Source organism: Sphingopyxis sp. DBS4 (genome assembly GCF_024628865.1).
In the GTDB taxonomy this organism is placed as follows: domain Bacteria; phylum Pseudomonadota; class Alphaproteobacteria; order Sphingomonadales; family Sphingomonadaceae; genus Sphingopyxis.
The window spans coordinates 481,682-503,767 of the sequence record NZ_CP102384.1; the positions used below are offsets into that span (position 1 = coordinate 481,682).

The following is a 22,086-nucleotide window of genomic DNA, read 5'->3' on the forward strand; positions in this document are numbered from 1 at the left end:
CACGGATTTCTTGAAACGACAGGGGGTTTCCATGGGCGAATATCGCAAGCTCTGGTGGACATTGATCGCGGTCCTGACGGTGACCTTCGCGATCCTCGGCATTTCGGGGGTCGAGGTTTATCGCAAGGCGCCGCCGATCCCGGCAGAGGTCGTCGCTGCCTCGGGCGAGGTCCTGATGACCCGCGAGGACATCATGGCCGGGCAGGCGGCGTGGCAGAGCACCGGCGGGATGCAGCTCGGTTCGATCTGGGGCCACGGCGCCTATCAGGCGCCCGACTGGTCGGCCGACTGGCTGCACCGCGAACTCACCGCCTGGCTGAGCCTTGCGGCCGAGGACGGCTATGGCAAGCCGTTCGACCATCTTGCCGTCGAGCAGAAAGCGGCGCTGACCTATCAGCTCAAGCAGGAATATCGGCATAACGCCCTCGATCCGGCGACGGGCATCGTCACCGTGTCGGATCGCCGCGCCCGCGCGATCGCTCTCGTCGCGGCTCACTATGAGGGGCTCTACGGCAACGACCCGGCGCTGCACGAAATGCGCGACAATTATGCGATGAAGGAAGATACGCTGCCGAGCGCGGAGAAAAGGCAGAAGCTGACCGATTTCTTCTTCTGGACCGCGTGGGCCGCCTCGACCGAGCGGCCGGGGACGGTGGCGACCTACACCAACAACTGGCCGCCCGAGCCGCTGATCGGCAACCAGCCGACGCCGGAGAATATCCTCTGGTCGCTCGCCTGCGTCGTCATCCTGATCGCGGGCGTCGGCGCGCTGATCTGGGGCTGGGCTTTTCTGCGCCGCCATGACGACACGCCGCTGGTCGCCGCCGACAAGGATCCGCTGACGCTCGCGGCGCTGACGCCGTCGCAGCGGGCGCTCGGCAAATATCTGTTCGTGGTGCTCGCGCTGTTCATCTTCCAGATATTCATCGGCGGCTTCACCGCGCATTACACGATCGAGGGGCAGAGCTTTTACGGCATCGATGTCTCGCAATATTTTCCCTATGCGCTGACCCGGACCTGGCATGTGCAGAGCGCGGTGCTGTGGATCGCGACGGCGTTTCTCGCCGCCGGGCTGTTCCTTGCGCCGGTGATCCACGGCGGCGATCCCAAGCATCAGAAGCTGGGGGTCGACCTGCTCTTCTGGGCGCTGATCCTGGTCGTCGTCGGGTCGTTCGCGGGCAATTATTTCGCCATTGCGCAGGAAATGCCCGACGGGCTGGGTTTCTGGCTCGGGCATCAGGGCTATGAATTCCTCGACCTCGGCCGCGTCTGGCAGCTTGCGCTGTTCGCGGGGCTGCTCTTCTGGCTGGTGCTGATGCTGCGCTGCATGATGCCCGCGCTGCGGCGCGAGAAGGGCGGCGACCGCAGCCTGCTTCTGCTGCTCACCGTCTCGACGGTCGCGATCGGGCTCTTCTACGGCTCGGGCCTCTTCTATGGCGAGCGCACTCACATCACGATCATGGAATATTGGCGCTGGTGGGTCGTTCACCTGTGGGTCGAGGGCATTTTCGAAGTGTTCGCGACCGCCGCCATCGCCTTCATCTTCGCGTCGATGGGGCTGGTGTCGAAGCGGATCGCGACCGCGGCCAGCCTTGCCTCGGCGTCGCTGTTCATGGTCGGCGGGGTGCCGGGAACCTTCCACCACCTCTATTTCTCGGGGACGACGACCCCGGTGATGGCGGTCGGCGCGGCGTTCAGCGCGCTCGAGGTCGTGCCGCTGATCGTGCTCGGTTACGAGGCGTGGGAGCATTGGAGCCTGCGCGACCGTGCGCCGTGGATGCGTTCGCTGCGCTGGCCGCTGATCTGCTTCGTCGCGGTCACCTTCTGGAACATGCTCGGCGCCGGGGTCTTCGGCTTCATGATCAACACCCCCGTTGCGCTCTTCTATCTCCAGGGGCTCAACACCACTGCGGTCCATGCCCATGCGGCGCTGTTCGGGGTCTATGGCTTCCTGGCATTGGGCTTCACCCTGCTGGTGCTGCGCTATATCCGGCCCGAGATCGCGTTCAACGAGCGGCTGATGCGCGTCGGCTTCTGGGGGCTCAATGCGGGGCTGGTGCTGATGATCTTCACCAGCCTGCTGCCGGTCGGCCTGTTCCAGTTCGAGGCGAGCGTGACCACCGGCATGTGGTATGCGCGCAGCGACGAATTCCTGCAGCAGGGCTTCCTCGAAACCTTGCGCTGGATCCGAACCTTCGGCGATGTCGTGTTCATCCTCGGCGGGGTCGCGGTCGCGTGGCAGGTCGTGATCCTCGGCCTGTGGCGAAAGGGTGCGCGGGCATGAGCATGGTGATGATGGCCGCCGGCGCGCCGGGCACCGACGCGCGCTCGCCGCTCTGGCTGCGCGGCGGCTATCGCCTGCTCTTCGGATGCGGCGCGCTGTGGGCGGTCATCGTCGTGACGTTGTGGGTCGGTGCGCTCGGCGGGCGCTGGACGCTGCCGATCGTGATGGACCCGCTCGCCTGGCACCAGCACGAGATGCTGTTCGGCTATCTCGGCGCGATCATCGGCGGTTTCGTCAGCGCCGCCATGCCCAACTGGACCGGGCGGCCGACGGTGACCGGCTGGCGGGTCGCGGCGGTTGGCGGGCTATGGCTCGCGGCGCGGCTGGCGATCCTCTTTTCGGCGACGGTGCCGCCGTTCGTCGGCGCGGCGCTCGATGTCGTCTATCTGCTGATCCTGCTCGCCTATGCGGCGCGCGAGATTTTCGCCTCGGGCAACCGCAACAAGCCGATCCTGATCATCCTCTTCCTGTTCGCCGTCGCCTGCGCGTTCGATCATGCCGCGATGATGGGCGTGCTCGCCGATCCGATGCTCGGGGTGCATATGGGCTTTGCGCTGATCCTGCTGCTGATCTCCCTGATCGGCGGCCGCATCACCCCCGCCTTCACGCGCAACTGGCTGATGCGGCAGGGGAGCAGCGAGGGACTGCCGTCCTTGCCGAACCGCTTCGACATGGCGGTCATCGGCGCCACCGCGGTCGCGCTCGCGGCGTGGGTCGCAGGGCCCGCCAGCCCCGTCACGGCCGGATTGCTGATCGCGGCGGGCGTGCTCCAGATCGTTCGCCTCGCGCGCTGGGCGGGAGTGAAAGCGCTCAGCGATCCGCTCGTCTTCGTTCTCCACCTCTCCTACGCGTGGCTTCCGGCGGGGTTGATCCTGCTCGGCTGCGCGACACTGCATCCTTTCCTGCCGGTGTCGAGCGCGGTGCACGCGCTTGGTGCCGGGGCGATGGGGGCGATGACGCTGGCGGTGATGACGCGTGCGACGCGCGGCCACACCGGCCGCCCGCTCGAGGCCGACCGCGCGACCGTCCTTATATATGTCCTTGTCCATTCCGGCGCGCTGCTGCGCGTGGTCGCGCCGCTCCTGCCGTTCGACTATGTGTCGGTCATCGCGGTCGCGGGCGGGCTGTGGGCGGCGGCTTTCCTGCTGTTCCTGCTCGTCTATGTCCCGATGGCGGTGCGGCCGGCGCGGGCGGCATGACCGGAGCGCTTTTGGAACCATCCTCCCTTCCCAGCAGCGCCGCAGTCGACTATGGCGGATGGGTGACCGATTGTGCATCCTGCGTCGTCCGCAACCGGGCCATCTGTGCGAGCCTTGACGCCGACGAATTGGCGCTGCTCGGGAAATTGGGCCGCCGCCAGCGGGTGAAGGCGGGGCATACCTTGCTGTGGGAAGGCGATGACGCGCCGGTCGTCGCCAATGTCCTCGACGGCGTTCTCAAGCTGGTCGTCGCGGCCGCCGACGGGCGCGAGCAGATCGTCGGTATCGTCTTTCCCTCCGATTTCATCGGCCGTCCGTTCGGCAAGGAAAGCCCCTACAGCGCCACCGCGATGACCGATGCCGAGGTCTGCATCTTCAACCGCAAGAGCTTCGACGAATTCGCGAGCGCGCATCCCGATCTGCAGCACAAGCTGCTACGCCGCACGCTCGACGAACTCGACCGCGCGCGGCACTGGATGATGCTGCTCGGCCGCAAGTCGGCGTCGGAGAAGGTCGCCTCCTTCCTGCTCGAAATGTCCGAGCGTTTGTCGGGGCAGGGCTGCGATGCCGGGACGCGAAGCGGGTTCGAACTGCCGTTCGGCCGTCAGCAGATCGCCGACATATTGGGCCTGACGATCGAGACGACGAGCCGCCAGCTCACCAAAATGCGCGCCGACGGCCTGCTCGACCTGCCCTCGCGCCGCGAGATCGTCATCAACGACCGCGCGGCGATGGAGGACATGGCGGGCTGACAGGCCATCGGCGCCAGTGGGGAGCTCTTAAAACCGAAAACCGACCCCGGCGCTGATCACCCAGGGATCGAGCCGGTGTTTCGTCGCCAGCACTTCGGTCGTGCCGGCATACCAGTGCGCTGTCGGGCGCAGGATATAGCGCTTGGCGTCGAAGGAGAGCGAGAGCCCCCGGTCGTTCACCGGAATGTCGATCCCCGCCTGCACCGCGACGCCGAACTTGTCGCCCATCTTCTGCCGCGTCGCGCCGAGCGCGCGCGTCGCCGCGCCCGGCTTTTCGTCGATGAAGATGAAATAGCTGGGTCCGGCGCCGACATAGGGCTGCACGCCGCCGTCTTCGCCGAAATGATATTTGACCGTCAGAGTCGCGGGCACGATCTTCGCGTTGGAGACCAGTTCCGCCCCGGCCAGCGCGCCGCGGCCGTTCACGTCGTGCTGGGTGACGCCCGCGATCGTTTCGAGCGAGACATGGTCGGCGACGAAATATTCGATCGCGATCGTCGGGGTGACATTGTCGTCGGCCTTGGCCTGCGATCCCGCGGGCAGGCCGATCAGGTCGGTCTTGACGTCGCGGATCTTGCCGTCGGGGGCGACGAGTGTCGCGAGCAGTTTGACCCGCACATCGCCGGCCTTTGCGGCCGCCTGCCCCGGCAACAGGGCGAGCGCGGACAGCGCGGCGAGGGAGAGAGGGATGCGTTTCATGATCGGCTCCTTTGTTGACGGAGCCGGTCTGCGCCCGCGCGCATCATAACGCATTGACGAAGCGCAAGGCGTTGGTTGATCCATGTCAATGTTTTCGCCCCGCCGCGAGTCCAAGGCGGCCGAAAGCCACGCGGTCCGATGAAGAGCCGCGCCGAACAGGGGCAAATGATATGGACGATCTGGTTTTCAAGGCGGGCGGCTGGATGGGCCTTGCCCTGCTGGCGCTTGTCTTTGCGGCGCTGGCGGTCGACACACCCTTTGCCGTGCATATGGTCATCGTGGCGGTCGCCTGCCTGATCGTCCTGTGGACGCGCCTTTCGGCCGCCGATTATGGCGGGATGGCGCGGGGCCTTTTGAAGATGCCGCCCGACGAGGGCGTCTATGACGACGATCCGGTGCGCTGGGGCGTCATCGCTACCATCTTCTGGGGACTCGCGGGACTGGCCGTCGGCCTCTATATCGCGCTGCAACTTGCCTTTCCGGCGCTTAACCTCGGCATCGAATATACCAGCTTCGGGCGGCTGCGCCCGCTGCACACCTCCGCGGTGGTCTTTGCGTTCGGCGGCAATGCGCTGATCGCGACGAGCTTCTATGTCGTCCAGCGCACCTGCCGCGCGCGGCTTGCCTTTCCGGGCGCCGCGCGTTTCGTCTTCTGGGGCTATCAGCTCTTCCTGGTTCTCGCGGCCACAGGCTATCTGATGGGCGTCACCGAGGCGCGCGAATATGCCGAGCCCGAATGGTATGTCGACCTGTGGCTGACGATCGTCTGGGTCGTCTATTTCGTCGTCTTCGTCGGCACAATCGTCAAACGCCGCGAGCCGCATATCTATGTCGCCAACTGGTTTTACCTCAGCTTCATCGTCACCATCGCAATGCTGCACATCGTCAACAATCTGTCGGTGCCCGCGACGATCTTCGGGTCGAAGAGCTATTCGGCCTTTGCCGGGGTGCAGGATGCGCTGACGCAATGGTGGTACGGGCATAATGCGGTCGCCTTCTTCCTGACCGTGCCCTTCCTCGCGATGATGTATTATTTCGTGCCGAAACAGGCCGAGCGGCCGATCTACAGCTATCGCCTGTCGATCCTCCACTTCTGGTCGCTGATCTTCCTCTATATCTGGGCGGGGCCGCACCACCTGCACTATACGGCGCTGCCCGACTGGGCGCAGACGCTGGGCATGGTGTTTTCGGTCGTGCTATGGATGCCGAGCTGGGGCGGCATGATCAACGGGCTGATGACGCTGAACGGCGCGTGGGACAAGATCCGCACCGATCCGATCATCCGCATGATGGTCGTCGCGCTCGCCTTCTACGGCATGGCGACCTTCGAGGGGCCGATGCTGTCGGTGAAGGCGTTCAACAGCCTCAGCCACTATACCGAATGGACGATCGCGCACGTCCACGCCGGCGCGCTCGGCTGGAACGGCATGATCACCTTCGCCGCGGTCTATTATCTGGTGCCGCGCCTGTGGGGACGTCCGCGGCTCTATTCGCTGCGCATGGTCAACTGGCACTTCTGGCTCGCGACGCTGGGGATCGTCTTCTACGCCGCCTCGATGTGGGTCGCGGGGATCATGCAGGGGCTGATGTGGCGTGAGTATGGCGCCGACGGCTACCTCGTCTACAGCTTTGCCGAGACCGTTGCGGCGATGCATCCGATGTATCTGATCCGCGCTGCGGGCGGGGCGATGTATCTCGCCGGTTTCGTCATCCTGATCGTCAACGTCTGGGCGACGCTCGCGGGCAAGGTCCGCGAGGAAAAGCCGATGACCGAGACCCCCTACAACGCCGCCGCGGATCGCCCGCTGGCGCCCGTTCCCGCCGAATAAGGAGCCACAGGCCATGGCGACCCAACCTGCCGAAAAGCGCTTCAGCCACAAGAAGCTCGAACGCAACGTCAGCCTGCTCGGCTTCTTCGCGCTGATCGCGGTCGCGATCGGCGGCATCGTCGAGATCGCGCCCCTGTTCTGGATCGACAACACGATCGAGAAGGTCGACGGGATGCGGCCCTATACGCCGCTCGAACTCGCGGGGCGCAACATCTATATGCGCGAGGGTTGCTATACCTGTCACAGCCAGATGATCCGCCCGTTCCGCGACGAGGTCGAACGCTATGGCCACTATAGCCTCGCCGCCGAGAGCATGTATGATCACCCGTTCCAGTGGGGGTCGAAGCGCACCGGGCCCGACCTCGCGCGCGTCGGTGGACGCTATTCGGACGAATGGCACAAGGCGCATCTGATCGATCCGCGCAGCGTCGTCCCCGAATCGATCATGCCCGGCTATGCTTTCCTCGCCGACCGCGATCTCGATGCGGGCGACATGGCGCGCGACCTGACCGCGCTCTATCGCGTCGGCGTTCCCTATACCAAGACCGACATCGCCAACGCGAACGCCGACATCCGCGCGCAGGCCGACCCGGATGCGGGCGCTGGCGATCTCGTCAAGCGCTACCCCAAGGCGCAGGTGCGTGATTTCGATGGCGACCCGTCGCGGGTGACCGAAATGGATGCGCTGATCGCCTATCTCCAGATGCTTGGCACGCTCGTCGATGTCGAGAAGGCAGCGCCGCAGGAACAGGCGCATGCGCCCGACACGGCAGCGGGAGCGGCGCGATGACCTATGACGAAGTCCGGCATTTCGCCGATAGCTGGGGCCTGATCGTCATGGTGGCGATGTTCCTTCTCTTCATCGCCTGGCCGTTCCGCAAGGGCGCCCGCCGTCACCATGACGAAGCCGCAAACATGATCTTCAAGGAAGACGATAATGGCCGATCATAAGCGCATCGATGACGTAACGGGGACGGCGACGTCGGGCCACGAATGGGACGGCATCGAGGAACTCGACACGCCGATGCCGCGCTGGTGGCTGTGGTCGCTCTATGCGACGATCGTCTGGGGCATCGTCTATGTCATCCTTTATCCCGCGTGGCCGATGATCCACGGCGCGACCGAGGGCGTGCTCGGCTGGAGCAGCCGCGGCCAGCTCGAACAGGAGATGCAGGCCGACGCGCAGCGCCGCGCCCCGGTGATGAACGCGATCGCCGCGACCGCGATCGCCGACCTGCCCGCGAAGCCCGAGTTGATGCAGGCGGCGGTGCAGGGCGGGGCGGCGGCCTTTCGCGTCCATTGCGTCCAGTGCCACGGCGCGGGCGGCGCGGGAGTGAAGAAACTCTATCCCAGCCTGACCGACGACGACTGGCTGTGGGGCGGTGACCTGTCGACGATCGAATATACGATCACCCACGGCATCCGGAACCCCGATCACAAGGAAACGCGGACCAGCCAGATGCCTGCCTTCGGGCACGACGGCATCCTCGAGCCCGCGCAGATTGCCGATGTCGTCAGCCATGTCCGCGTCATCAGCCATCAGGAAAAGCCGAGCGCGTCGTCGGCGCGCGGCGCGGTGCTGTTCGAGGCGAATTGCGCGGTGTGCCATGGCCCCGCCGGCAACGGCGGGCGCGAGGTCGGCGCGCCGAAGCTGACCGACGCTATCTGGCTCTATGGCGGCGACCGCGCGAGCATCACCGCGACGGTGACCCAGCCGCGCAACGGCGTGATGCCGCGCTGGAACAGCCGGCTTGATCCGGTAACGATCAAGATGCTCGCCGCCTATGTCTATTCGCTCGGCGGCGGCGAAAAGGCGCCGACGCCGGCCATGGCGGCCGCGACGGCGGAAGGGCCGGGAACCGAAGGACGGGGAGCCGATGGCCAGCCCTGAGGATCTGACCGGCGAGCATGGATCGCTCTATGCGGCGCGCAAGGGCGTCTACCCCAAGAAGGTCGACGGCCCTTTCCGGCGCTTCAAATGGGCGATCATGGCGGTCACGCTGGCGATCTATTACGGGACGCCGTGGATTCGCTGGGATCGCGGGCCGCACGCGCCCGATCAGGCGGTGCTCGTCGATCTGGCGAATCGGCGCTTCTACATGTTCCAGATCGAAATCTGGCCGCATGAATTCTATTATGTCGCGGGCCTGCTCATCATGGCGGGGATCGGGCTGTTCCTCGTCACCAGCGCGGTCGGGCGCGCATGGTGCGGCTATGCCTGTCCGCAGACGGTGTGGACCGACCTGTTCCAGCATGTCGACCGGCTGATCGACGGCGACCGCAACGCGCAGATCCGCCTCGCGAACGGCCCGTGGACGGCGGAGAAGATCGCGAAGCGGACGCTCAAATATGCGATCTATCTGACCGTCGCCTTCTGGACCGGCGGCGCGTGGATCATGTATTTCGCCGACGCGCCGACGCTGACGCAGGATTTCTGGAGCGGGCAGGCGGCGCCGGTCGCCTATGTCACTGTGGCGGTGCTGACCGCGACGACCTTTGTCCTCGGCGGCTTCCTGCGCGAACAGGTGTGCATCTATATGTGCCCCTGGCCGCGCATCCAGACCGCGATGATGGACGAGAAATCTTTGCTCGTCACCTACAAGGACTGGCGCGGCGAGCCGCGCGGCAGTGTCAAGAAGGCCGAGAAGAACCCCGGCGCCTTCGGTGACTGCGTCGATTGCAACCAGTGCGTCGCGGTCTGTCCAACCGGCATCGACATCCGCGAGGGGCCGCAGATCGGCTGCATTACCTGTGCGCTCTGCATCGACGCCTGCGACAGCGTGATGGCGCAGGTCGGGCGGCCGCGCGGGCTGATCGACTATTGCACCCTCGACGACGCCGCGACCGAAAAGGCGGGCGGGGTCGCGCCGCCGATCCGCAAGACGCTATTCCGGCCGCGCACCCTGATATATTTCGGCCTGTGGGGCGCGATCGGCCTCGCGATGCTTTTCGCGCTCGGCCAGCGTACCCGGCTCGACCTCGCCGTCCAGCACGAGCGCAGCCCGCTCTACGTCCAGCTGTCCGATGGCGCGATCCGCAACAATTACACGCTGAAGCTGCGCAACATGGAGCTTCGCCCGCGTGACGTCGAGGTGACGCTGAGCGGCCTGCCCGGTGCCCGGTTGTGGACCGAGGACGGCGCGCGCGAAACCGCGGGCCAGAGCCTGCGCCTGCCGCTGGCGCCCGACAGCGTGACGAGCGCGAAGCTGTTCGTCGTCGCTCCCGGCGCGGGACCGGCGCGGCAGGACTTCACCATCGCGGTGCGTGCGCTCGACGACGATCCGCGCGGCGACCGCGAGACCATCCAGTTCGACCGTCCGGGGACCGAGCCATGAGCGACAAGCGGGAGCGGGGGCCCTTCACCGGGCGCCATGCGGCGATGATCCTCGTCGCCTTCTTCGGCGTCGTCATCAGCGTCAACATCGTGATGGCGAGCTTCGCGCTGTCGACCTTCGGCGGCACCGTCGTCGACAACAGCTATGTCGCGAGCCAGCATTACAACGAATGGCTCGCGCGCGCCGACGCGCAGGACCAGCTCGGCTGGGACAAGAGCGTCACGGTCGACGAGAGCCGCCACGTCCGGCTGGCCGTCCGCAAGGACGGCGCCCCGGTGGAGGGGCTGCGCATCGTCGCGACGCTCCGCCATCCGCTCGGCCAGACGCCCCCGCGCGCACTGCGCTTCGCCCCGGTGGCAGACGGCACGCTGCGTTCGCTGGGTGCGCTGCCCGCCGGGCGCTGGCAGATCGACCTGTCGGTGCATCGCGGCGCCGATGAGGCGCGCTACCGGGTCGACCTCCAGTGACCGACGCTGCCGCCCTGCTCGTCGAACGCGATTTCGCGGTGCCCGACATCCGCTGCGCGGGCTGCATCGCCAAGCTGGAGCAGGGGCTGGTGCGCGACCGGCGGATCGCCGCGGCGCGGGTCAATTTCACCGAAAAGCGCGTGCATATCTCCTGCACCCCCGATGCGGACACGCCCGAACTGATCGGCGCCTTTTCGCTGCTGGGGTTCGAGGCGCATCCGATCGGTGACGGTCCCGCCGAGGTCGATGGCGGCGCGTCCGACAGCCGCGCACTGTTGCGCGCGGTCGCGGTCTCCGGCTTTGCGATGATGAACATCATGCTGCTGTCGGTGTCGGTCTGGTCGGGCGCGAGCGGCGCGACGCGCGACCTCTTCCACTGGCTGTCGGCGGCGATCGCGCTGCCTACGGTGGCCTATGCCGGGCGCAGTTTCTTCCGCTCGGCGTGGCGCGCGGTGCGCCACGGCCGGACCAACATGGACGTACCGATCAGCATCGGGGTGCTGATCGCGACCGCGCTCAGCCTCTATGAAACCGCGACGCACGGCCCCCACGCCTATTTCGACGGCGTCGTGATGCTGCTCTTTTTCCTGCTCTGCGGCCGCTGGCTCGATAGCGTGATGCGCGACCGCGCGCGGGGCGGGGTGACCGCGCTGCTCCGCAACATGGGGACCGGCGCGATGGTCGTCGGGGCCGACGAGACGAGCCGCTGGGTCGATGCCACCGCGCTCCAGCCCGGCATGGTGATGCTCGTCGCGGCGGGCGAGCGCCTGTCGGCCGACGGCGTCATCACCGGCGGCGCCAGCCGGATCGACCTGTCGCTGCTGACCGGCGAGAGCGCACCGCAGGATGTCAGGCTCGGCGATCCGGTCCATGCCGGGACGCTGAACGTCGAGGCGCCGATCCGCGTCCGGGTGACCGCAGCGGGCGCCGACACCGCGATCGCCGACATCGCGCGGCTGATGGGCGAGGCGGCGCAGGGCAAGTCGCGCTATGTCCGCATCGCCGACCGCGCGGCGCGTTACTACGCGCCCGCCGTCCACACGCTGGCGCTGCTCGCCTTCGCCGGCTGGATGATCGCGGGCGCGGGCTGGCACCACAGCCTGCTGATCGCGGTCGCGGTGCTGATCATCACCTGTCCCTGCGCCCTCGGCCTTGCGGTGCCCGCGGCGCAGATCGTCGCGGCGGGCACGCTGATGCGCGTCGGGGTGCTGGTGAAGGACGGATCGGCGCTCGAACGGCTGGCCGAGGTCGACCGCGCGATGATCGACAAGACGGGAACGCTGACGCTCGGCCGCCCGGTCGCGACCAATCTGGCCGAGACCGACGCCAGCGTTCGCGCTTTGCTGCTCGCGCTCGCACGCGCCAGCCGTCATCCGCTCAGCGAAGCGCTGACCCGCGACCTGACCGCGATGGAGGTGGCGCCGGTCGCGGTCGAGGCGATCCACGAGACTCCCGGCTTCGGGGTCGAGGCCCTGTGGGAAGGGCACCGGGTGACGCTCGGCCGCCCGGCGCAGCCCGCCGCCGACAGCGCGCTTGCGACCGAACTGGCGGTCGACGGGGTTCCGGCGATCACCGTCCGCTTCGCCGACGCGCTGCGCCCCGACGCCGCCGAAACGATCGCCGCGCTGGACCAGGCGGGCGTCGCGCCGACCATCTTGTCGGGCGACCGCGCCGCCGCCGTCGCGCCGGTCGCGCGCGCGCTCGGCCTCACCGCCCAGACCGGCATGAGTCCGCAGGACAAGCTCGCCGCCATCGCGCGGCAGGCGGTGGCGGGGCACAAGGTGCTGATGATCGGCGACGGGCTCAACGACGGTCCCGCGCTCGCTGCGGGCCATGCCTCGATCGCACCGGGCTCGGCGAGCGACGCGGGCAAGAATGCCGCCGACTGCATCTTCCTCGGCGACCGGCTGATGCCGGTGGTGCAGGCGATCCGCGTCGCGCGGCGGACGCAGGCGATCGTGCGGCAGAATTTCATGCTCGCGATCGGCTATAATGTCGTCGCGGTGCCGCTCGCCTTCCTTGGCTATGTGACGCCGCTGGTCGCCGCCATCGCCATGTCGGGATCGTCGCTGATCGTCGTCGGCAACGCGCTGCGGCTGAAGGGCGCCGCGCGGTGAACGGCCTGCTCGTCCTGATCCCGGTCGCGCTCGGCCTCGGGCTTATCGGCCTTGTCGCCTTCTTCTGGTCGCTGCGTGGCGGTCAGTACGACGATCTCGACGGCGCGGCGCTGCGCATCTTCGTCGAGGATGAGGAAGAGGATGCATCATGACCGCGCGCCAGATTGTCCTGATGTTGGGCGCGGCGGCGCTGATGCAGCCGCCCGTAGCGGAAGCGCGGGTGCTGGCAATCCCGGCGTGCGGCGGTCCGACGCACCGGATCATCGTCCCCGGTGATCCCGCCGACCCCGAACAGCGCCGCGACTGCGCCAAGGCCTGCCACGCGATCGGCGACCGGCGGGGCAAGAAGGGCTGCCGCTAGCGTCGGGGCGCCGAACCGCTGCTCCCTGTTTTCGTCATCCCGGCGAAGGCCGGGATCTTTCCCTCGCTCGGTAACGCACCGGCGAGATCCCGGCCTTCGCCGGGATGACGGTTCCATCTTGAATGATCACGCAAGGGCGAACGGGGAAATCCCTCGCCGTTGATCCCGGTCAATGTCGTAGCGGAAGTTTGCCCATAGGATGCGGGCATGTGGTCCTATCACCCCGATCTGCTCGCAAAGCCGGTGCCGCGCTACACCAGCTATCCGACCGCGATGGAGTTCGTCGAAGACGTCGGTGCCGACGATTATGCGCGCGCGCTCGAAGCGGTGGATTCGGCGACACCCGTATCGCTCTATGTCCACATCCCCTTTTGCGAGAATATCTGCTGGTATTGCGGCTGCAACACTGGCGCCGCCAGCCGCAAGCAGCGGCTCGACGATTATCTGACCGCGCTCCGGTCCGAGATCGCGCTCGTCGCGAAGCGGCTTGGCGGGCGTGGGCGCATTCGCCGCATCGCCTTCGGCGGTGGCAGCCCGAACGCGATCGCGCCGGTCGAACTGGTACGGCTGCTCGACCTGCTGCTTACCGTCTTCGACGCGCATCGGCCCGATGTTTCGATCGAGCTCGATCCGCGCGGCTTTTCATCCGAATGGGCGCTCGTGCTCGCGGCGGCGCATGTGACGCGGGTCAGCCTGGGCGTCCAGACCTTCGCGCCGCACGTTCAGCAGGCGATCGGGCGCATCCAGCCGCTGTCGCATATCGAGCGCGTCGTCGCCGCGCTGCGCCTGCGCGACATCGACGCGATCAACTTCGACCTCATGTACGGACTTCCGGGGCAGGACCTCGCCGATGTCGACGCGACGATCGACGAGGCGCTGGCGCTGGCGCCGAGCCGCATCGCCTTTTTCGGCTATGCCCATCTGCCGCAGATGATCGCGCGCCAGCGGCGGATCGACGCCAGCCGGCTGCCCGACCAGCGGCTGCGCTTCGAGCAGGCCCAGCTCGGCTATCGGCGGCTGACCGCCGCCGGCTACGTCCCCGTCGGCTTCGATCATTTCGCGCGGCCCGACGATTCCCTCGCGATCGCGGCGCGCGAGGGGCGGGTGAACCGCAATTTCCAGGGCTTTACCGAGGATGACGCCCCCGTCCTGCTCGGCTTTGGCGCCAGCGCGATCAGCAAATTCCCCGACCTGATCGTCCAGAACGAGAAAAAATCGGGCCCCTATCGCGACCTCGTCGGCGAAGGCCGGCTCGCGGCGGTGCGCGGCGTCCGGGTCGATGCGGCGGAACAACGGCGCGCGCGGCATATCCGCGACCTGCTGTGCAACGGACGGGCGCATCTGGACGCCGCCGAGATTGCTTCGGCCCGCGGCGCCCTGTCGGATTTCGAGCAGAAGGGCGTGATTGAATGGGACGGCGAAGCGCTGGTGATCCGCGATTGCGGCCTGCCATACGCCCGGCATGTCGCCGCCTGTTTCGACGGGATCAGGGGAAATATCGGCATGGCCTGAACGGTGGTCCGACGGTGGCGCGTCTCACAGGCAGGAATAGACCGCCTCGATCAGCGCCAGATCGCGTGGGTCGTCGCGAAGCAGCGTGCCCATGCGGTTCATCGTATAGCTCATCGCGAGACCGGCCGTCGGATCGGCGAAGGCGAACGAGCCGCCCCAGCCCGAGTGGCCGAATGCGGCCTGGTTCGGGCCATAGATGCCGTCGGCATTGAGAAGGAAGCCCGCGGCCCAGCGGGCCGGCACGCCCAGCACCAGGTCGACGCCCTCGATTTGCGGCGCGGTCGCCGCCGCGAGCGTGCGGGCGCTCACCTGACCGCTCGCGAAGCGCGCATAGAGCCGGGCGAGTGCGGCGGCGTTGGAATGACCGTTTGCCGACACGAGGTCCGCCTCGCGCCAGGCGGGGGAGTTGGGGAGCAGTGGATCGAGTGGCGGATTCGCCAGCGCGGCGATCTGCGGCGCCGTGAGCTGGCCGATGTCGGCCGAGCTGAGTTCGGGAGGCGCGATGATCTCGGCGCGGCGGCCCTCTTCGGCGGGGGCAAGGCCGATCGCAATATCCAGGCCGAGCCCGTCGGCGATTTCGTCCCGAACGAAGGCCTTGAGCGAACGGCCCTCGATGCGCCGGAAAAGCTCGGTGGCGAGGATGCCGATGCTGATCGCATGATAGCCCGACCCCGATCCGGGCGCCCATAAGGGGGCTTGCGCCGCGAGCCGGTCGGCCGCCGCGGACCCCGCCAGCAGGTCGGCGACGCTCGCGGCCGACGCGAAGCCGCTGAGGCCCGCCTGATGCGACAGCAGCATCGCGATCGTCACATGCTGCTTGCCGTTCGCCGCAAAGGCGGGCCAGTGGTCCGCGACGAGGTCGTCATAGGCCATGAGGCCCCGGTCGGCGAGAATGGCAAAGCAGATCGCCCCGATGCCCTTGGTCGTCGACCACAGGTTGACGACGGTATCGGCTTCCCATGGACGGGTGCGCGCGGCATCGCGCCAGCCGCCTCGAAGGTCGACGGCCACCTGGTCGCCGATGATCAGGCAGAACGCCGCGCCGATATCGCCGCGTTCGGTGAAATTCTGCTCGAAAGCCTTCTGCACGGCGACGAAACGCGCGTCGCCATGGCCGGAAATCTGAAGGTTCGTGACCATTTTCTCTTTCCTCAATAGCGGAAGCTGAGTTCGACGCCATAAGTCCGCGGGGCGTTGTAGATGCGGTTGACGATGCCGAGCGAGGCGAGGTTCACGCCCGACACGACATAGCGTTCCTTGGTGAGGTTACGGCCCCACAGGGCGACTTCCCATCCGTCCTTCTCTCCCGCGACCGACAGGCGTGCATTGAACAGCCAATAGGATTTCGAGGCGATCAGCGGATCGTTCGACGCTTCCTTGAACGCCGACGACGCATAGCGGGTATCGCCCTGGATCGCCGCGCGCAGACCGGGCGTCAGATCGAACTCATAGCGTGCCTTGCCCGAAAAGGAGGTTGCCGGAGCATTGGGAAGACGGTTGCCGGCCGGGATCACGCCCGCGGCGGTGGCGAAGGACGACAGGCGCGTATCGAGAAGTCCGAGGCCGCCCGACAGGGTCAGGCCCCGGACAGGGCGGAGGATGAGGTCGATGTCGGTCCCGAACACGCGAGCGCTGTCGACATTGCCGACCTTCTGCACCGACAGGTCGGTCGCGGGGTCGATGAAGCGGACGAAGGTCTGCGGATCCTTATAGTCGTAATAAAAGCCCGCGATATTGAGAGTGACCGCGCGACCGAACTCGCTCTTCACGCCGACTTCATAGGCGGTGATGGTTTCGGGTCGATAGGGCAGGAGCTGGCTCTCGTTGTTGGTGAAGCCGCTGAAGAAACCACCGCTTTTCCGACCGCGCGATACCGATGCGAAAAGGAGCAGGCCGTCGCGCGGGCGGATGTTGAGGCCGATTCGTCCGGTGACATTGCTGTCGCGAATGGTGTCGTCGATGAACGTGTCGTCGACGCCGACGAGCGGCGACGCGGTGATGAAGCTCGTCCCGCCCGCATAATGGCGCCGCTCGCGCGTGAAGCGGATGCCGGTTATCAGGTCGATCTTGTCGGCAAGGTGCCAGGTGCCATCGGCATAGAGTGCCGCCGACCGCGTGACCTGGTCATAGTTTGTCTTGCCCGATCCGCTGGCGGCCCCCAGGAAAAGGAGCGGCCAGTCGTCGCCGTAATTGCTGTTGTCGCCGACCACCCGGTCCCACGAATAGAAAGCGCCGCCGACGAGATCGATCAGATCGTTGCGATAACCGATCCGAAGCTCCTGCGTGAACTGCCGGACATCCTCCTTCTCGTCATAATCGAACTGCTGCAGGGGCGTAGCGTCGACGTCGATATGATAGAGGCGCGAAAAATCGATATAGCCGGTGATCGAAGTGATATCGACCGCGCCGGCGCTGTAGCGGATCTTCCCCGTCAGGCTGACCTGATCGACATTGTAGGGGAAGCGGCCGACCCAGTCGCCCTGATAGGGATTGTCGTGGCTGTTCTGGTAGCCATAGGCATCGACGCAATCCTTGTTGTCGAGCCGGCCCTGAAGCACCGGGGCGCAGGGGACGAAGGGTGTCCCCTTGCCATAGGTGCCGTTGAACTGAGGAACGCCCATTTCGGATCGCGAGCGCTCGCCTTCGGCCTTGAGCAGTATGTCGAGCCCGTCGGCGGGCTGTAGCGCCAGCTGGATGCGGCCGAGCCAGATGTCGCGTGTCCCGAGATCGCGGCGGCCGGGCGCCCCGTCCTCCAGCAGCGAACTGGTCCAATAGCCGCGACCTTGCTGGATCGTCTTGCCGCCGAGGCGGAGCTGGGCGCGATCGGATAGCGGGATGTTGAGCATTGCCTCGGCGTCGAACGTGTCGAAATTGCCATATCCCGCCTTTGCGAAAGCGGCGAAGCTGTCGCCTGGCGTCGCCGACACGATGTTTACCGCGCCCGCCGTGGTATTGCGTCCATAAAGCGTGCCCTGCGGCCCCTTGAGGACTTCGATGCGGCCAAGGTCGAAGAAATTGCCGCTCATGAGACCGGGAGAGGCGAGGGGGACTTCATCGACGTAAATGCCCGCGGCGGGGCTTGAAACGGTGCTGAAATCGTCAAGGCCGATTCCGCGAATAGTGACGGTCGGAAGCGCGCCGGGAACGGTTTCCTTGATGTCGACATTGGGAAGCTGGGCCGCGAGATCCTTGATTTCGGCGACGCGCGCGGTGCGGATATTTTCGGCGGACAGCGCCTGGATCGTCGCTCCGACATCCTGAAGGCGTTCCTCGCGCTTCATCGCCGTGACGACGATATCACCTTCGTTCGCGGTTTCGCCGCCGCCGGCCTCTTGCGCATATGCGCCCGGGATCGTCGCGAACATCGCCAGCGCGACCGCGACAGAAGAGGTTTGCGCACCACGCGTGCCGGCTGCCTTCATCATCGTCCTCCCTCATACATTCTTTAACGTTTATGATTCTGACATTAGAGTATGTTGCAACATACCGACTTGTCAATTGGGTTGCGAACGGGCAGGCAGGATCGATGGCGGACATGGGATTAGCGAAGGAGAGCAGGCCCTTGCTCAGCGCCGCGCGCGCCGCGCGCCGCGCGTTGCTGCTCGACGAGGCGGCGCACGAGTTTCGGCGAAACGGCGTTGCGGGCGCCGATCTCGTCCGAATCGCGCAAAGCGTCGGGCTGACCCGGTCGAGCCTCTATAATTATGGCTCGGACCGCACCGACCTCGCGCGGCAATGCTATCTCCACCTGCTCGATCCACTCGATCAGGATCTTGGCCGCGCCGCCGAAGAGGGGGGCAGCGGGCTCGACGCGGTGCTCGCATTTCTCGCCGCCGCTCGCGACCGCGACCATACGCACGCCATCATCGCCGCGGAACTGGAGGCCCTGCCCGACGAAGGGCGTCGCGAAATCTCCACGCGTCAGCACGCGGCGTTCGAGACGCTGGCAGCGCTCATCGCGCGGGGGATCGCCGACGGATCGGTCCGGTCCTGCGATCCCGGCATCGCCGCCCGCACGATCTGGGGAATGATCGCATGGGCACCGCTCGGCGATATCTGGGCACGCCGCGCGGAGCGCGATGGTCCTGGCCGCCTGTCGGTGGAATTGCCCGCGATCGTCGAAAGCGGCGTCGGCACCGGTCGCGCCCCCGAAACGATAGAAGCGGCCGCGATCGAAAGCTGGTCGGCGCTTGCACCGCCACCGCCGACCGACCGCGCGGGGGAGATCGTGACCAGCGCCTCCGCCCTCTTCAACGCGCGCGGAGTCGAGGGCGTATCGCTCGACGATATCGCGGCGAACCTCGGCGCGACCAAGGGGCTCGTCTATCATCATTTCGGCAGCAAGGCCGACCTCGTCGCGGCCTGCCTCGAGCGGGCGTTCGCGCTCTATCGCAGGCTGCTCGACCGCGCCGAAGAGCATGCGACGGGGGTCGAACGGTCGCGCGCCGGCCTCGCGCTCAACGTCCAGGCGCAGCTTGATCCGATGGGTCCAATGTCGCTGTCGGCCGCCTCCTATCACAAGCTCGGCGTCGAACAACAGCAGCGCTTCAGCGCGATGACCAGCGCACTGCTCGACCGTTCGATTGCAATGATGGAGCTTGGTAACGCTGACGGCACGCTACGGCCCTTCGAAGCCGAACCCACCGCACTCGCGTCGGCCGGCACTTTCAACTTCGTCGCGCGCTGGCTTCCGCGCGATCGTGTCCTGTCGCCCCGCTTCGTCGCTTTCGAGGTCTCCAACCTGTTCCTGCACGGCCTGCGCGCAGGCTAGGTACGGCGCGTCTGCGCGCTTCTGCGCGCGTCAGTGGGTGGCGATAAGCGCCAGGACCACGCCGATGACGACCAGGAACAGCCCCGCCGCCTCCTGCCAGCGAACCGGTTCGCGCAGATAGAAATGCGCGAAGCCGATGGTGAAGACGACCTCGACCTGCCCGACGATCCGCACGAGTGCGGCGGGGGCGGCGGCGAAGCCGGTATACCAGCAGGCCGAACCGAGCGCCGACAACAGGCCGACCTGGCTTGACGAGCGCCATGTTCGCCCGACGGCGCGAAGCGTGTCGCGATCGCGGGCGACGATCCATGCGAGATGAAGGAGGCTTTGCATCGCCATCACGACGACCAGCGTGACAAGCGCCGACGCGACGACGTCGAGGCCCGGCAATTCGGCGGTGGCGAATTTGATCGCGACCGCCGCGAAGGCGAACATCGACCCCGCCCCCAGGCCATGGAGTGCCGCGGGCTGTCCCAGCGATGCGAGGATCTGGCGCGCGGTGATTCCGCGCCCGATCAGCGCGAGCACCAGCACGCCCGCGACGCCGGCGACGATCCCCATCCAGGCAAGCAGCGGCAATCGCTCGCCGAAAAAGAGCGCGGTCACCAGCGCCGCCTGAATCGCCTCGGTCTTGGAAAAGGCGGTGCCGACCACGAAGCCGCGATGCCCGAAGGCGAGGATCAGCAGGATCGTCCCCGCCATCTGCGTGACCGCGCCGATCAGCGCGAACCCCAGAAAGGCGGCGCTCGGCGCGGGCAGCGTAACGGGGTGCGCCCAGAGCCAGATAGCCGCAAACAGCGCCGCAAAGGGCAGGCCATAAAGATAGCGCACGAGCCCGGCGCCGCTGACGCTGAGCTCGGCGCGTAGCCGCTGCTGGAGCGCGGTGCGCCACGCCTGGAACAGTCCTCCGAACAGGGAGGCGGGAAGCCAGATCGGATTTATGCCGCGACCCTTCCGGTGCCGAGTGAAATCATGGACGTGCCGGGAGCCGGCCTGTGGTGCTTCTGCCTTACGGCGGGGACATCGGGCGTCAGACGGGCTGGTTGTACATCTCGGTCGGACCCGGATATTCGCGTCCGTCGTCGAGCCCCTTGCCGATCTCGCGGTCGCAGAGCGCATTGGTCATCGCGTTGAGGCGCAGCACCGTCTTTCGATGCTTCGGATCGCCCGCAAGGTTGACGATCTCTTTCGGGTCGGCGTGGGTGTCGTAGAGTTCGAGATCGTTCATCGCGCTCAGCGACTTCCAGTCGGTCGGGCGGTTGTAATGCGCCGGCGCAAAATAGCGCGCGAACTTGTACTGACCGTCGTGGACGCCGCGGTGCAGGCGGCGCTTCGACAAGTCGAACTGCCTGCTATAGTCGGGCTCGCCCGACGGCAGTTTCGCGCCTCGATCGGCCTTCACCGTCGTCGGCTCCCAATAATGGACCACGGCATAGTCGAAGAGGTGGCCGATCCTGTCGCGCTGCGTCGGCAGCGTCGGCGAAGCCAGCAGCGCGGACACGTCGAGGCCGGGCAGGCCCGGGAAGCGGTTCGCCGCCTCGTCGGCGGATAGTCCGGCGAGGCTCATCAGCGTCGGGGCGAGATCGACCGCGCCCATCAGCCCCTTGGTCGAACGCCCGCCCGGAAAGTCGGGATGTGCGATGATCATCGGGACGTTGGTTTCCTCGCGGTACATGGTTGCGCCTTTCTGACGCATACCGTGCGCCCCTCCGCGCTCGCCGTGGTCGCTGGTGTAGATGATGATCGTGTTGTCGATCTGGCCGCTTGCCTTGAGCGCCCAGAGGAGCTGGCCGAGCCGGCGATCGACGTCGCGCAGGCAGTTGTAATAATAGTTGATGAAGCGATGCCACGATGCCTCGTCGTCGTGCGCCATCTTGCCGTAGAAGACGTCGTTCAGACGAACGATCGCGCTGTGTGCCTCGGGTTTGGTCGACAGATCGTCCTTGTGGAAGCTCTCCGGCAGGTCGAACTTATTGTCTTCCTCGTAGAGCGGATCGCCCGGCTCGCGGCGCAGCGGGCCCAGGATATTGGGATCGGGGCGGCTTTCGGCCTGCTTGCCCGTCGCGTCATAGAACATGATGTCGTGCGGATTGACGAGCCCGACGACCTGGAACCACGGCTTGCCGCCGGCCTTGTCGTTGCGGGCATAGTCGAAGATCTGGCGCGCCGCGTCGCCCGCGACATACATGTCGGCCTTGTATCCGTCCCACGTCAGCCCGACTTCCTCGCCGTCGAAGCCGTAATCGTGGAAGCCGTATTTCTCCATCGCATTTTCGGTGGTCGGATAGATGCCGCCGGGGATGCGCGTCCAGTTACGTTCATAGTTCAGGCGGCTTAAATGCCATTTGCCCTTGTAGCTGGTATAATAGCCCGCAGCCTGCATCATGTGGCCGAGCGTCGGCATCGTCTCCGCCGCGACCGGATAGGGGGCATTGTCGCTGTTGAGGAACAGCCCTGTCTGCTGGGTGTGATGCCCCTGAAAGATCGTCGAGCGCGACGGGGTGCAGGGGGTCGTGTGGACGTGATAATTTTCGACGAGCATCCCGCGTTCGAGCAGTTCGCGATGCGCGGGCAGCTTTTCGAGCAGGCCCTTGGGATAGCTGGCAAGCCCCTGTTCCTGATCGGTAACGATCATCAGGACGTTGAATTTCTTGCCATTCTTCGCATAGGCCGGCATCCCCAGCCCCGCGGCCGCGAGCGCGCCCATGCCGACGAATGACCGGCGATCCAGATCCCAACTCATCACACTCTCCCGTATTT

19 protein-coding genes are annotated in these 22,086 nt (G+C 66.4%); 14 read left to right on the forward strand and 5 right to left on the reverse strand.

Features of this window, described 5'->3' with window-relative positions:
* Positions 1-31: 31 nt before the first annotated feature.
* From NP825_RS02335 to NP825_RS02345, 3 genes are all read left to right on the forward strand, one after another.
* Positions 32-2,284 carry a nitric-oxide reductase large subunit gene (locus NP825_RS02335; RefSeq protein ID WP_257548071.1) on the forward strand — a complete coding sequence of 751 codons (2,253 nt, stop codon included), beginning with the start codon at positions 32-34 and terminating at the stop codon, positions 2,282-2,284.
* Entirely contained in the window at positions 2,281-3,483 is a 1,203-nt protein-coding gene (locus tag NP825_RS02340) for an NnrS family protein (protein ID WP_257548073.1), read from the forward strand. The genes NP825_RS02335 and NP825_RS02340 overlap by 4 nt, the downstream gene beginning before the upstream one ends.
* 62 nt (positions 3,484-3,545) lie before the next feature.
* A complete protein-coding gene (locus NP825_RS02345) occupies positions 3,546-4,235 on the forward strand; it encodes a Crp/Fnr family transcriptional regulator (protein ID WP_257551256.1) in 690 nt (229 codons plus the stop codon).
* A 27-nt stretch (positions 4,236-4,262) separates the two neighbouring features.
* Here NP825_RS02345 and NP825_RS02350 read toward each other — a convergent pair whose 3' ends face one another.
* Positions 4,263-4,934, reverse strand: a complete 672-nt coding sequence (locus NP825_RS02350; RefSeq protein ID WP_257548075.1) for an OmpW family protein — start codon at positions 4,932-4,934, stop codon at positions 4,263-4,265.
* A gap of 170 nt (positions 4,935-5,104) precedes the next feature.
* Between NP825_RS02350 and ccoN the strand changes: the two genes are divergently transcribed.
* From ccoN to hemN, 10 genes are all read left to right on the forward strand, one after another.
* Entirely contained in the window at positions 5,105-6,763 is a 1,659-nt protein-coding gene (gene ccoN / locus NP825_RS02355) for a cytochrome-c oxidase, cbb3-type subunit I (RefSeq protein ID WP_257548076.1), read from the forward strand.
* Between the two features lie 13 nt (positions 6,764-6,776).
* A complete protein-coding gene (gene ccoO, locus NP825_RS02360; RefSeq protein WP_257548077.1) occupies positions 6,777-7,553 on the forward strand; it encodes a cytochrome-c oxidase, cbb3-type subunit II in 777 nt (258 codons plus the stop codon).
* Complete coding sequence (locus NP825_RS02365; RefSeq protein WP_053554515.1) at positions 7,550-7,714, forward strand: cbb3-type cytochrome c oxidase subunit 3; 165 nt, start codon at positions 7,550-7,552, stop codon at positions 7,712-7,714. The genes ccoO and NP825_RS02365 overlap by 4 nt, the downstream gene beginning before the upstream one ends.
* Positions 7,701-8,654: a cytochrome-c oxidase, cbb3-type subunit III gene (ccoP, locus tag NP825_RS02370; protein ID WP_257548078.1), complete on the forward strand. Its 954-nt coding sequence runs from the start codon at positions 7,701-7,703 to the stop codon at positions 8,652-8,654. Before NP825_RS02365 ends, ccoP begins: the two co-directional genes overlap by 14 nt.
* On the forward strand, positions 8,641-10,098 hold the full coding sequence (gene ccoG / locus NP825_RS02375; RefSeq protein ID WP_257548079.1) for a cytochrome c oxidase accessory protein CcoG: 1,458 nt from the start codon (positions 8,641-8,643) through the stop codon (positions 10,096-10,098). Before ccoP ends, ccoG begins: the two co-directional genes overlap by 14 nt.
* Positions 10,095-10,565 carry a FixH family protein gene (locus tag NP825_RS02380; protein WP_257548080.1) on the forward strand — a complete coding sequence of 157 codons (471 nt, stop codon included), beginning with the start codon at positions 10,095-10,097 and terminating at the stop codon, positions 10,563-10,565. Before ccoG ends, NP825_RS02380 begins: the two co-directional genes overlap by 4 nt.
* Entirely contained in the window at positions 10,562-12,682 is a 2,121-nt protein-coding gene (locus tag NP825_RS02385) for a heavy metal translocating P-type ATPase (RefSeq protein WP_257548082.1), read from the forward strand. Before NP825_RS02380 ends, NP825_RS02385 begins: the two co-directional genes overlap by 4 nt.
* A complete protein-coding gene (gene ccoS / locus NP825_RS02390) occupies positions 12,679-12,834 on the forward strand; it encodes a cbb3-type cytochrome oxidase assembly protein CcoS (RefSeq protein WP_257548084.1) in 156 nt (51 codons plus the stop codon). The genes NP825_RS02385 and ccoS overlap by 4 nt, the downstream gene beginning before the upstream one ends.
* The gene (locus NP825_RS02395) at positions 12,831-13,043 is read left to right on the forward strand and encodes a hypothetical protein (protein ID WP_257548086.1); all 213 of its coding nucleotides are present in this window, start codon (positions 12,831-12,833) and stop codon (positions 13,041-13,043) included. Before ccoS ends, NP825_RS02395 begins: the two co-directional genes overlap by 4 nt.
* A gap of 207 nt (positions 13,044-13,250) precedes the next feature.
* Complete coding sequence (hemN, locus tag NP825_RS02400; RefSeq protein ID WP_257548088.1) at positions 13,251-14,555, forward strand: oxygen-independent coproporphyrinogen III oxidase; 1,305 nt, start codon at positions 13,251-13,253, stop codon at positions 14,553-14,555.
* Positions 14,556-14,579: 24 nt separating this feature from the next.
* Here hemN and NP825_RS02405 read toward each other — a convergent pair whose 3' ends face one another.
* A complete protein-coding gene (locus NP825_RS02405) occupies positions 14,580-15,695 on the reverse strand; it encodes a serine hydrolase domain-containing protein (RefSeq protein WP_257548090.1) in 1,116 nt (371 codons plus the stop codon).
* Positions 15,696-15,706: 11 nt separating this feature from the next.
* On the reverse strand, positions 15,707-17,977 hold the full coding sequence (locus NP825_RS02410) for a TonB-dependent receptor (RefSeq protein WP_257548092.1): 2,271 nt from the start codon (positions 17,975-17,977) through the stop codon (positions 15,707-15,709).
* 140 nt (positions 17,978-18,117) lie between these two features.
* Here NP825_RS02410 and NP825_RS02415 point away from each other — a divergent pair, with 140 nt between their 5' ends.
* Positions 18,118-19,326, forward strand: a complete 1,209-nt coding sequence (locus NP825_RS02415; RefSeq protein WP_257548094.1) for a TetR family transcriptional regulator — start codon at positions 18,118-18,120, stop codon at positions 19,324-19,326.
* A 30-nt stretch (positions 19,327-19,356) separates the two neighbouring features.
* On the opposite strand, the gene NP825_RS02420 is transcribed toward NP825_RS02415, so the two are convergent.
* The gene (locus NP825_RS02420) at positions 19,357-20,268 is read right to left on the reverse strand and encodes a DMT family transporter (RefSeq protein ID WP_257551258.1); all 912 of its coding nucleotides are present in this window, start codon (positions 20,266-20,268) and stop codon (positions 19,357-19,359) included.
* An 88-nt stretch (positions 20,269-20,356) separates the two neighbouring features.
* Positions 20,357-22,069, reverse strand: a complete 1,713-nt coding sequence (locus NP825_RS02425; protein ID WP_257548096.1) for a sulfatase-like hydrolase/transferase — start codon at positions 22,067-22,069, stop codon at positions 20,357-20,359.
* Positions 22,070-22,086 lie beyond the last annotated feature (17 nt).